At 58.1% G+C, this 10,962-nt stretch carries 12 protein-coding genes; 7 read left to right on the forward strand and 5 right to left on the reverse strand.

Features of this window, described 5'->3' with window-relative positions; genetic code table 11:
- Positions 1-26: 26 nt before the first annotated feature.
- On the reverse strand, positions 27-509 hold the full coding sequence (locus tag AC3WLT_RS33995; RefSeq protein ID WP_492582701.1) for an Lrp/AsnC family transcriptional regulator: 483 nt from the start codon (positions 507-509) through the stop codon (positions 27-29).
- Positions 510-948: 439 nt separating this feature from the next.
- Here AC3WLT_RS33995 and AC3WLT_RS34000 point away from each other — a divergent pair, with 439 nt between their 5' ends.
- The 7 genes from AC3WLT_RS34000 (at position 949) to AC3WLT_RS34030 (ending at position 7,750) form a co-directional block, all read left to right on the forward strand.
- Complete coding sequence (locus AC3WLT_RS34000; RefSeq protein ID WP_492595997.1) at positions 949-2,349, forward strand: aminotransferase; 1,401 nt, start codon at positions 949-951, stop codon at positions 2,347-2,349.
- A gap of 41 nt (positions 2,350-2,390) precedes the next feature.
- Entirely contained in the window at positions 2,391-3,326 is a 936-nt protein-coding gene (locus tag AC3WLT_RS34005) for an ABC transporter ATP-binding protein (RefSeq protein WP_492595998.1), read from the forward strand.
- Positions 3,327-3,428: 102 nt separating this feature from the next.
- Complete coding sequence (locus tag AC3WLT_RS34010; protein ID WP_492595999.1) at positions 3,429-4,238, forward strand: transporter substrate-binding domain-containing protein; 810 nt, start codon at positions 3,429-3,431, stop codon at positions 4,236-4,238.
- A gap of 18 nt (positions 4,239-4,256) precedes the next feature.
- A complete protein-coding gene (locus AC3WLT_RS34015) occupies positions 4,257-4,970 on the forward strand; it encodes an ABC transporter permease (RefSeq protein WP_492596000.1) in 714 nt (237 codons plus the stop codon).
- A 2-nt stretch (positions 4,971-4,972) separates the two neighbouring features.
- A complete protein-coding gene (locus AC3WLT_RS34020; protein WP_492596001.1) occupies positions 4,973-5,704 on the forward strand; it encodes an ABC transporter permease in 732 nt (243 codons plus the stop codon).
- A 98-nt stretch (positions 5,705-5,802) separates the two neighbouring features.
- Positions 5,803-6,897 carry an NAD(P)/FAD-dependent oxidoreductase gene (locus AC3WLT_RS34025; RefSeq protein WP_492596002.1) on the forward strand — a complete coding sequence of 365 codons (1,095 nt, stop codon included), beginning with the start codon at positions 5,803-5,805 and terminating at the stop codon, positions 6,895-6,897.
- 133 nt (positions 6,898-7,030) lie between these two features.
- Entirely contained in the window at positions 7,031-7,750 is a 720-nt protein-coding gene (locus AC3WLT_RS34030; RefSeq protein WP_492596003.1) for an IS6 family transposase, read from the forward strand.
- Positions 7,751-8,172: 422 nt separating this feature from the next.
- Here the strand turns inward: AC3WLT_RS34030 and AC3WLT_RS34035 are convergent, their stop codons facing one another.
- The 4 genes from AC3WLT_RS34035 to AC3WLT_RS34050 all read right to left on the reverse strand — a co-directional run.
- Positions 8,173-8,409, reverse strand: a complete 237-nt coding sequence (locus AC3WLT_RS34035; protein WP_492596004.1) for a hypothetical protein — start codon at positions 8,407-8,409, stop codon at positions 8,173-8,175.
- A 165-nt stretch (positions 8,410-8,574) separates the two neighbouring features.
- The gene (locus AC3WLT_RS34040; RefSeq protein WP_492596005.1) at positions 8,575-8,925 is read right to left on the reverse strand and encodes a DUF4148 domain-containing protein; all 351 of its coding nucleotides are present in this window, start codon (positions 8,923-8,925) and stop codon (positions 8,575-8,577) included.
- A gap of 528 nt (positions 8,926-9,453) precedes the next feature.
- Positions 9,454-10,119, reverse strand: a complete 666-nt coding sequence (locus AC3WLT_RS34045) for a response regulator (protein ID WP_492596006.1) — start codon at positions 10,117-10,119, stop codon at positions 9,454-9,456.
- A partial coding sequence (locus tag AC3WLT_RS34050) for a sensor histidine kinase (protein ID WP_492596007.1) occupies positions 10,100-10,962 on the reverse strand: 863 nt, incomplete at its 5' end. The genes AC3WLT_RS34045 and AC3WLT_RS34050, both read right to left, overlap by 20 nt.

Here is a 10,962-nt window from a genome sequence, read left to right on the forward strand (position 1 = left end):
CGCCTCCTGGCGCATGACGCTCCGCCCTAAGCGGGATCGTCGACCACGCCCACAGGAATAGAAAATCCCACCTTTACCCGGTCCATGATGACCATCGTTTTAAAGCCTTTGATGTCCGGGTTCTCATAGAAAAAGCGGCGGGTAAATTTCTCATAGTCCTCCATGTCCCTGGCGGTGACGACCAACGCAAAGTCCGACTCGCCTGTCACGTAGTACCCATTCATCACCTCAGGCGTCGTACGTATCGATTCCTTGAAGCGGTCGACTATGTCCGCGCGCTCCCGCTCAAGTGACACCAGCACGAACATCGAGATGTGCCGTCCGACCGCTTTCGGCTCAATGACCGCAACGTCCGCCTGGATCACACCCTCGGCACGAAGCCTTTTCAGCCGACGTTGTACGGCAGTCGACGAAAGGTTCACCTTTGCCGCAAGTTCGTCCGACGTGAGGCGATTGTTCGCCTGAACGGCCTTGAGAATACGTGCATCGATCTGGTCAATATTCGCCATCTGTGGAACGCAGTTTTGCTGCGTTTGTCCTCGCTATACGCCCGAATACTGCGTCAAGGTGAATTTTTTCGCCGGATTTTGCTTTATTGCCCAGCTAATCTACCTCATGTCAATTCAATCGACCACTCCTGCTCCTTCACTCGCGGAGCCTCGGCGTGCCGGGTCTCTCCCGAAACACGCAAAAGCCGTTGAGTTATGCCGGTCTACTTGGCACCGGTGCACTCGTGGCAGAACGCTGAGTCGCAGGGGAAGGTTCGATGTCCGTGACAGATCCGGTGACGGGCGAGGTTATCGCGGAGTAGCGCGTTGCGATGAGGGGTGGATCGATGCCGCAATGGATGCAGACTCTGAAGGAGCGCGCCACGGTGTCGATGACTACATGGAACTCAAATACGTCTGCTTCGGCAATCTGGCCGGGTAGATCATCGGAGAATAAAGAATGGCAACCAGTAGCAGCACAGCGGAGCTGGACCGCGCGAGCGTCCTGCATCCGTTCACGAACCTTAAAGACTTCGCCGATGGCACCCTCGGAGACCCGACGATCGTCGAAACGGCAAAGGGTGTGAGGATCAAGGACTCGACCGGGCGGGAATTCATTGATGGCTTCGGCGGCCTGTATTGCGTGAACGTGGGCTACGGTCGCACTGAAGTCGCGGACGCCATTACGCGTCAGGCAAACAAGCTTGCGTACTACCACAGCTACGCCGCGCACACGACCGAGGAGCTGGCGAAACTGTCAAGCCGGCTGGTAAAGATGGCGCCAGGAACCATGAGCAAGGTCTTTTATGGACTTTCCGGTTCAGACGCCAACGAGACTCAGGCAAAGCTGGTCTGGTATTACAACAATCTGCTTGGCCGGCCGCGAAAGAAAAAAATCATTTCTCGGGACCGGGGATATCACGGCTGCACGGTGGTAGCCGGATCCATGACGGGAATGAGTTTCTATCACGATCACATGGACTTGCCATTCCCCGGAATCCTGCACACCGGTGTCCCGCATCATTACTGGGGCGCCGTGCCCGGCGAAACCGAGGAAGCCTTTTCCTTGCGGCGCGCGCAGGAACTTGAAGCACTGATTCTCGCTGAGGACCCGGATACCGTCGGAGCTTTCATCGCCGAGCCCGTGCTGGGCACCGGCGGCCTCACTCCGCCACCGAAGGGCTACTGGCCCGCGATTCAATCGGTGCTGCGCAAGTACGACATCCTGCTTATCGCCGACGAGGTGATCTGCGGATTCGGCCGTATCGGAACGCCCTTCGGCTGCAACATGTACGGAATTGTGCCGGATCTCGTTACCGTGGCGAAGGGATTGACCTCTGCGTACTTCCCACTGTCGGCTGCGATCGTGAGTGAAAAAGTCTATCGGGTGATGGAGGCAGGCGCGAGCCGCGTCGGAGCCTTTTCGCACGGTTACACGTACTCAGGCCATCCGATCGGCGCAGCGACAGCCAATGCGGTTCTCGACATTGTCGAGCGGGAAAACCTGGTCGAAAAGGCAGCTTCGACCGGGGCATACCTCCAGGCGCGCATGCACGAGCGGTTCGCAGACCTTCCGATCGTCGGAGAGGTTCGGGGCGTTGGCATGCTCGCGGCCATAGAGTTCGTGGCCGATCGTGATCGGAAGCTCCGGTTCGATCCAGCCTTGAAAGTCGGCGCGCGCATCTCCAGGGCAGCCCGGGACCGGCAACTCATTGCGCGAGCCATGCCTCATGGAGACATCCTCGGCTTTGCGCCGCCGCTGGTCATGACGGAGAGTGAAGTCGACGAAATGATGGAGATCACGGCAGCAGCCATCAGACAGGTAACCGACGAACTGGTGCGCTACGGAGCAAGGTTCTAAGCCCATCGCCTGCCCACACGCCCTCTTCCAGGAGCGCTTTCATGTCAGACGAGACTTTCGCATCAGCCGGTGTTGCTGGTTCGATTCTTGAACGGGTTGCGCGTCATCCCGGAGTTGGAGACTCCGTCGAAAGTCCCAATCCGCCAGGGCATCCCGTGTCCACGATCTCAGATCCCGTCCATGCGACCGCGTGTAGCGGAAAAACGTGCAGCCCCATCCCCGCTGTCTCCGTTCGCAACCTGAGGAAAAGCTTCGGAAACGTCCCGGTCCTGAAGGGCATCGACCTAGCAGCAAATCAGGGAGACGTGATTTCGATCATCGGCGCGTCCGGATCAGGCAAGAGTACGGCGTTGCGTTGTATCAACCTGCTCGAGACACCTGATGCAGGGGAGATCGAGATCTGCGGCGAACTGGTCAGGCTGCGGTCGGGAGGTCAAGGGCGCAACGAGCCTGCGGACCGGCGCCAGATCGAACGCATTCGTCAAACCGCCGGCATGGTGTTTCAGAGTTTCAACCTGTGGTCGCATCTCACGGTGCTGCAAAACGTGATCGAGGCGCCAGTTCACGTGCTCAGGAAGCCACGTAAAGAGGCGACCGAACACGCGCTGCATTTACTCGCAAAGGTCGGCCTCTCCGACAAGCGGGACCACTATCCCAGTCGCCTCTCAGGTGGACAGCAACAACGCGCTGCAATTGCCCGCACGCTTGCGATGCAGCCGAAAGTCATGCTGTTTGATGAACCGACGTCTGCCCTCGACCCGGAACTCGTCGGAGAGGTGCTACGTGTTATCCGCGGGCTGGTTGACGAGGGCCGCACGATGCTTCTCGTCACGCACGAGATGCGCTTTGCGCGCGAAGTGTCGGACCGGATCATATTCCTGCATCAGGGACGAGTGGAGGAAGAAGGAAAACCGGACCACCTGTTCGACTCCCCCCAGTCTGACCAGACGCGCAGATTCTTGCGGCAGCAATTCTGATTCGTCGCGACGGACCGCGTGGATTTACGGGCGAACACCTTTTTTGTTTGATGCAACCAAGGGCACCCAATAGTGGGCGCCCGAACAATCTGGAGAATGGAAATGTCGAAAGGAAAACTCTTAAGTTGTCTGCTTGGCCTGTTGTTCTCTGCCATTTCCACCTCCGGTGTGGCTGCGCAAGGTGTCCTGACCGTCGGAACCGAGGGCGACGCTCCGCCCTATAGCATGGCCGACGCCAGCGGCAATGTAACGGGCTTTGACGCAGATGTCGCGCGAGCGATCTGTGCAAAGCTCGACGTCACCTGCAAATTTGTCGTCCAGGCTTTCGACACGTTGATTCCAGCCCTCGACGCAAAGCGGTTCGACATCATCATCTCCGGCCTGGGTATCACCGAAGAGCGGAAAAAGAAAATCAGTTACTCGATCCCCTACGCGTCAGCACCGCAATATTTCATCGTACCCAAGGGTTCGCCCCTCGCGAAGCTTGCTTCGCTGCCCCCGCTCCTCACTGCGCTGAAGGGGAAATCCATCGGTGTGGTGACAGGCACGACCTACTCGCGATATATCGCGAAGAACATTCCCGATGCAACGGTCAAGAGCTACGATTCACTGACCCAGATGGAGAGCGACCTGAGTGCAAGGCGTTTCGACGCTGCGTTTGACGACGGGTCTTCATGGACCGACTACCTGAAAAAGCCGGAGGGTGCCAGTTTTGAAATGGTTCCAGTCAAGGTCGTCGCAACAGACGACCCGTCCACCCTGGGTCATGGGATGGGCGTCGGCATCCGCAAGGACAATCAGGATTTGACGAAGAAAATCGACGTCGCGCTCTGTGACATCATCAAGAGCGGTCAGATGAAAGCGATGAGCGAGAAGTGGTTCAGTGACGACTACTCGCTGACCTGCAAGTAATTTAACTCTGGAGCCGTTATGGACATTGCTCTTTCACGCCTGCTATGGGAAGACGGATGGGGCTTGTCCATTCTTCGCGGGAGCGTCGTCACGGTGGCGGTTGGCGTTCTCGGAATGGGCTTCGGGTTGCTGCTCGGGCTTCTGCTGGCCGCGGTGAAATGGGCCCGGGTTCCGGTAGTTTCGCAGGTGGCCGATGTGTACACGGTAATCGTGCGAAGCGTGCCGGGGCTGCTGGTGGTGTATCTGATCTTCTTCGGATCGGTCGAGTTCATCGCGAGAGTGGGTACGTTTTTCGGGTATGCCGATGCGTTTCAAAGTGCTTACTCTTTTATCGTCGGTGTGGTTTCCGTTGGGGCCATTGCCGCGGCCTATGCGGCAGAGGTTTTTCGCGGCGCCCTCGATGCGATTCATCCCGGGCAGATCGAGGCAGCGCGCGCCGTCGGGATGCAAACAGGCAAGCTTTATACACGGATCGTCGGGCCTCAGATGTTCCGGTACGCGTTGCCGGGCATCAGCAACGTCTGGCAGGCGACGATCAAGGATACGTCGCTCGTTTCGGTGACAGGGTTGGCGGAACTCATTCGTGTCGCCTACATCGGCGCTGGCACCACGCGGCAACCGCTGATCTTCTTTGTCATCGCAGCCGTCGTGTTCTTCGTCATCACCCTGTTCAGCCAGGTTGCTTTCGGTCTGGTCGAACGCAACCTGAATCGCGGCGTGAGAGTGGTGTAAGGATGGACATCGACCTCATTCAACAGGCCATCCCGCTGCTCCTCAAGGGACTCGCTACGACACTCGGAATAGGGCTCGTGGCGATCGTCGTCGGTTTTCCACTAGGCCTTGGCTTCGCACTCGCCAGACTATCGTCAAACCGCACCCTCGCCGCATTCGCCCTGCTCTATAGCATGGTGTTTCGTGGCACACCGCTGCTGGTGCAGATTTTCATCATCTATTTCGGACTGGGGCAGTTACAGTTTCTCAGGGACCAGACTGCCCTCTGGTGGTTCTTCAGCGATGGCTTTAACTGCGCGACGCTCGCCATTACGTTGAATACCGCTGCCTATACCTCGGAAATCCTCAGGGGCGGCCTCATGGCGATTCCCGCTGGCGAGATCGAGGCGGCTCGCGCGTGCGGGATGTCGAACTGGCTATGCTTCCGGCGCATCCGGTTTCCCCTTGCATTTCGCCAGGCGCTCCCGGCTTATGCGAACGAGATCACCGTCATCGTCAAGGAGTCGAGTCTTGCGTCGACCGTTACGGTTCTTGAGATTACAGGCCTGGCCAAACGATTGATGAGCGAGACATTTGCGGTTGTCGAAGTATTCACGTTGGCTGGATTGCTGTACCTGATCGTCAATTTCGCGGTGTTGCTCGTCATGAGGTCATGGCTGGAACCACGACTATCCATGCACCGCACTGTTGCCAGATCAAACTCCTGGCTGCGATTTTACCGACGGCGGGTGTGAGGGTCAGGTTTCGTCCTGCGGACCGCCCGGTATAGCAGTCACGTGAACTTCCGAAGCTTGAATCAGTTGAAAGCACATTGAGTTGAGGTACTGTCCTTATGGGCCATATTGTCGTTGTCGGAGCCGGAATTGTCGGCCTCTCTGTATCCCGTTCGGCGCTGCTAAGCGGACACAAGGTCACTCTGCTCGAGCAAGGCGCGATCGCCAACCCCGCTTCCGCGTCCTACGACCAGCATCGGATGATCCGCTATCAGTACGGTGACGCTGAGGGTTATACGCGCATGGTGGATGACGCATTTAAAGAGTGGGATCGTCTATGGGCCGATCTCGGCGTTCAGCATTTCTCCAACACCGGAACGATGGGCATTTCGCAGTCACCCGGCGACTACACGGGAAGGAGTCTGGCGACGTTTCGCAAGCTAGGCATCGCGCATGAAGTCCTCGATCGGGAAGCGGCTGAGCGAATGTGTCCTCAATTGAGCTTGCCGGACAACAACTGGGGGCTTCTTGCGCCGACGGGGGGCGCGCTGTTTGCCAGTCGCATAGTCGATGATCTGGCGCGTTGGGTCTCGGCCAAAGGTGCCGCGAAACGAGCGCATACCAGGGTGGTACGCGTCGACCCAGCGCGCAGCGAGGTCACGCTCGAAGATGGCTCGCTTGTGTCGGGAGACCTCGTGGTCATCGCATGCGGCGCCTGGCTCCCCGAGCTCTTTCCCGACTACGGAGGAATGCCAACATTCCGGCAGGCCGTCTGCTATGTGGAACCGCCGGAAGAGTATCTCGATGCATGGCGCAACAGCCCCTGTCTCACCGATCTCGGCCCCGGCGATAACTACGCAATCGCGCCCATTCACGGGACAGGACTGAAATTCGGCTCTGGAAGCCATAGGCGGCCCGGGCGTCCATGCGATGGATTCCAGTCACTGGCCTCCGAAGGCGATGAGGTCATCAGCCATTTTTCCCCGTTCCTTCGGCAAGCTGCCCGATACAGGCCGGTCCGCATGCAGGTCGGGTACTACGTAAAGGACGCCAGCGAGCGGTTCCGCGTCGACCCACTGGGACGCACCGTCGTGATCACGAACTGCGACGGCCAGATGTTCAAGTTCGGCCCACTTATCGGTGCCCGCGTGATTGGATGCTTCGACGGCCAGCAATCTGCCTCCGATCTGAACCGCTGGGCCGCGGGCTATTGAACAGCGTGAAGTCCGGTCTCCCGTGTGTTCAGGCGCCAGTTCCGCACAAAGTTAGCCAAACCGGAACGGCTGTGGTGCAAATAGCGGTTAACGAATCGGTTAGAGTGTCGGGCTGGGGATTTGAGGACCCGCGATGAGCAAACTGAAGAGTCCGGACGGGCTGTTCGCGGGCCGTCACTTTGACCGTGATGTGATCATTCTTTGTGTGCGCTGGTATCTGCGCTACAAACTCAGCCTGCGCGATCTCGTCGAGATGATGGCTGAGCGAGGGTTGTCGCTGGCTCACACGACGATCCTGCGTTGGGTGCAGCGCTATACGCCCGAGTTCGTCAAGCGCTGGAACCATTTCGCCACGCCTGCGGGACGGTCGTGGCGGGTTGACGAGACGTACCTGAAGATCCGGGGCAAATGGGTTTATCTATATCGGGCGGTGGATCGCGTCGGCCAGACGGTAGACTTCATGCTCAGGGCAAAGCGCGATGTGGCTGCGGCAAAAGCCTTTTTCAGCAAGGCAATCAAACATCAGGGCCAGCCACCGGAGACGGTCACGCTCGATGGGTATGCCGCATCGCACCGCGCCGTACGGGAGATGAAGACTGATGGCCTGTTGCCCAAGGACACGAAGGTGCGGTCTTCGAAGCATCTCAATAATCTGATCGAACAGGACCACCGTCACATCAAGTCCAGAACGAACGTGATGCTCGGCTTCAAACGGTTCAGGAGTGCCGCGACCACCATTTCAGGTATCGAGTTGATGCATCGCATTCGCAAGAGGCAGTTCGATTTCTCCGATCTCGGCATCAACGATACCGCTACGACCGGTGTCTGGAATGCTGTCCTGTTCAATCGATAAGATATCCATATCTATAAGAAACATCTCGGCCGCGTCCCCTTTTTGCACCAGATCCGTTGTACGCACCTCGCCAGGATCGATCCACCACAGGGAGACGGCGATCAGTCCATTCAGTGCAATCGCAACCATTGCCAAGCCCAGCCAGCTGATCGGGCGATGGTGTGATCGCTGTCCGGTAGCTGGCGCTGGAGCCGGTGTGGGAGAAATGGGCGGCGGGAGGTCATTCGACATGGCCTCATGTCTCCGGTGGGGCGGCAGGAGCTGCCTTTGTTTTGATGGCCAGCGTAGCTGGGCGATACCGCCGTCGCGTTTGATTGACGCGTGTCGTTGCTTCGGGTCGACGGCCATGACAGACGGCAATCCATAGAGGGTTGCAACTTTACGTCAATTGATCGCTAAGTGCCTATCGTCAATAGACTTTTTTATCCTACATAGCGCTTTACGCACTGAGGTTGCAACTTTACTGGTAAATCTGTCTCAACTTTACTTCGTTTGACAACGGCGATGCAAACGGTGTTGTCAGCGGTGCAGCGCGGGGGCCATAAAGCGCACAAGCCTTGGCCGACAAGCGCGGTAACGACGATTGTTAGCGCCGTACTTACAACAATGGACACGGCTATCGGGAGCAGGTCATGAGCCACTTGGCCGGCAAAGACCATGATGCCCACTCCTGCCGGAACGAACAAAAGAGGCAGAAACCTAAGCAGGGCGAGAGAGTCGCTTATCAATGGCGGATGAAAGGCCGGGGCGGAGACTCAGGGAGGCTAACAACAGGATCATCCCTATCATCGCGCCGGGAATCGGCAGGTTCCCGGCGTATGCGATTAACTCCCGCCGTAGAGCGCGTTCAAGCGATCCAGCGTGCCGTCCTTCTGGGCGCGCTGCAATTCCTGATAGACATCCGCGCGAGTCTTGCCAACGTGGGCACCGCTCATGCTACCGCCCCCGGGCGTGCCGCCGACTGCGGCCGACGTCATGGCTGCGTTGCTGTCGGTTGCCGTACTCGCTATGCTAGCGTCGTCGCCCGCATAGGCCAGCGTGGCGCACAACGCCAATACGGCAATAGGGATCAAAGTCAGAGTTTTCATCATATCCTCCAGCATGGTGTATGACATGCCCGACGCCAATCGAATCATGCAGTTGGCGCCGGGATTTCGTGCCGCTTCGAAAGGCATCGAAGGTTCTTGCAAGGACTCGACACGCTCTTGCAATACCAGGGCAGAATTTTCTTTATTCGCGAGTTATCTCCTTTTTTTATCGCGACCGCTCCAGGATAGGACCCGGGCATCCAGCCAGGATCTATTTTCATTCCCTGCAATTTACTTGCTTGGTGTTTATGAAAGTTCTGCCGGGTGTTCCAGTTGGAACGATATTGGAATTATTTTTGAGATCTGTAAGTAGGACGTCGGCGTAGCGCACGCAAGCCAGCTCAAGGCTCTGTCTGGATGGACGAGTCCTATTTCCCACGGCCCATCCATAGGGCCAAGACAGTGCGGAATTCAGAACTACAACGTTCAAGGGATATTGGTGTTCATGGCGGCGATCCTCGTGGAACTGCCGGGTTTCGACTGCCCAGCCCGTCCACGTGTTGCGGCACGCCGGCAGGTACCACTGCACTGTATGCGCTGACCGCATGCGCGTGAATAAGGCACTGTTCCTAAACGAGGCTAAGGGATTGCCTTATTCAGTGACCGGGCTCCGCCCTATTGGCTCTCGATCCACTGAATTGCGAAGCGCATCAGTTCGTTGCCGCTACGGATATTCAGCTTTTCTTTGATGTTGGCCCGGTGTGCCTCGATGGTCTTGACGCTCCGATTCAGTTTCGCGGCGATTTCGCGGGTACTGAAGCCGAGTCCGATCAGGTGCAGGATCTCGAATTCCCGTTCCGAAAGGCTTCCAATTGAACCCGCCGGCATTTTTTTGGGACCCGCAAGGGACCGCGCCAACTTTTCATGCATGGCGGTGCTCAAATAAATATTGCCTGCCAGCACTTCGCGGATGGCGCTCACGACATGCTCGGTGGCCTCGAGTTTCATCAGGTACCCGTTTGCCCCAGACCGTAGTGCTCGTTCGGCAAACAGGTTTTCGTCATGCATGCTGAGGACGAGGATTGCCAGATTTGGATAGCGTTGGCGGAGGGTCTTGACAAGGTCCAGGCCGGAGTCCGATTGCAGACTGATGTCCACAATGGCCATGTCGGGCTGGCAGGCCATCGCCGCCAGGGCTTCTTCGGCGCTGCCGGCCGCACAGCCGACGTTCAGGTCCTCTTGCAGATTCAGCAAGTGCGTCATCCCCTCCCGGATGATGGGGTGGTCATCCACGATCAGGATTTGAATCGCGCGGCCTGGGCTAGACGAGTTCCCGTGCATGGTCTGGGCGCTCCGGTATCGGATAGCTGATGGCGACCGTGGTGCCACCCAAAGCATTGCGGGTCACAGTGCAAGAGCCGCCCAGAAGACTGGCCCGGTGACGCAGGTTGTGGAGTCCCAGTCCTGCGGCACGCTCCATTTGTTCCGGGCCGACGCCCACCCCGTCGTCACTGATTGAAAGCGTCTGCAAACCGCCTACGCGCCCCAGGTCGATCCAGATGTGGCGGCCTTCGCTATATTTCAGCGCATTGTTGACTGCTTCCTGCGCCGCACGGTACAGGTTGATCTGAGTAGGCGGATCCAGTAAGTCCACATCTGGCTCGATCCGGAGCATGCAGTCTATGCCATTAAGCGTGCGAGCCGTTTCCGCCAGCCCATGCAGCGCGGCCGCAAGGCCACCATATTCAATGGCGACCGGGTCCAGCCCATGGGCAATCCTGCGGGTCATCAAGGACGCCTGCTTCACCAATCCGACGATGATAGTGGCGTCGGCGGCGGCTGGGTGGCCCTGCGTCTGGAGTTTCTGATTCAAGGCGGCGCAGTACAGACCCAGGCTGGTCAGGTGTTGCCCAAGTCCGTCATGCAGTTCCCGGCCGAAGAGTCTCTGCTGCTGATCGCCGACCTGGATCAGTTCTCCTTCCAACAGACGGCGCCGCGCGATCTCCTCCTTTAGTTCGCTGTTTGTCTTCTCCAGGTCTTCGGTTCGCTCCTGGACGCGCCGTTCCAATTCGATGTGGGATGCCTGCAGCAGACTATGGACGCGCTTCTCCTGAGCACGTACCGCCACCAGCAGCAGTCCGGTCACCGCCACGACGTTCGCGAAGGTGCACCACCTCACGAGGC

Source organism: Paraburkholderia sp. FW306-2-2C-D06C (genome assembly GCF_058781505.1).

Excerpts from the sequence above, each read along its gene's own strand:
- AC3WLT_RS34040 (WP_492596005.1), bottom strand. The coding sequence starts at position 8,925 with ATGCCTTTCGAAGCGGCACGAAATCCCGGCGCCAACTGCATGATTCGA.
- AC3WLT_RS34020 (WP_492596001.1), top strand. The coding sequence starts at position 4,973 with ATGGACATCGACCTCATTCAACAGGCCATCCCGCTGCTCCTCAAGGGA.
- AC3WLT_RS34030 (WP_492596003.1), top strand. The coding sequence starts at position 7,031 with ATGAGCAAACTGAAGAGTCCGGACGGGCTGTTCGCGGGCCGTCACTTT.
- AC3WLT_RS34045 (WP_492596006.1), bottom strand. The coding sequence starts at position 10,119 with ATGCACGGGAACTCGTCTAGCCCAGGCCGCGCGATTCAAATCCTGATC.
- AC3WLT_RS34005 (WP_492595998.1), top strand. The coding sequence starts at position 2,391 with ATGTCAGACGAGACTTTCGCATCAGCCGGTGTTGCTGGTTCGATTCTT.
- AC3WLT_RS34000 (WP_492595997.1), top strand. The coding sequence starts at position 949 with ATGGCAACCAGTAGCAGCACAGCGGAGCTGGACCGCGCGAGCGTCCTG.
- AC3WLT_RS34015 (WP_492596000.1), top strand. The coding sequence starts at position 4,257 with ATGGACATTGCTCTTTCACGCCTGCTATGGGAAGACGGATGGGGCTTG.
- AC3WLT_RS34035 (WP_492596004.1), bottom strand. The coding sequence starts at position 8,409 with ATGGTCTTTGCCGGCCAAGTGGCTCATGACCTGCTCCCGATAGCCGTG.
- AC3WLT_RS34025 (WP_492596002.1), top strand. The coding sequence starts at position 5,803 with ATGGGCCATATTGTCGTTGTCGGAGCCGGAATTGTCGGCCTCTCTGTA.
- AC3WLT_RS34010 (WP_492595999.1), top strand. The coding sequence starts at position 3,429 with ATGTCGAAAGGAAAACTCTTAAGTTGTCTGCTTGGCCTGTTGTTCTCT.
- AC3WLT_RS33995 (WP_492582701.1), bottom strand. The coding sequence starts at position 509 with ATGGCGAATATTGACCAGATCGATGCACGTATTCTCAAGGCCGTTCAG.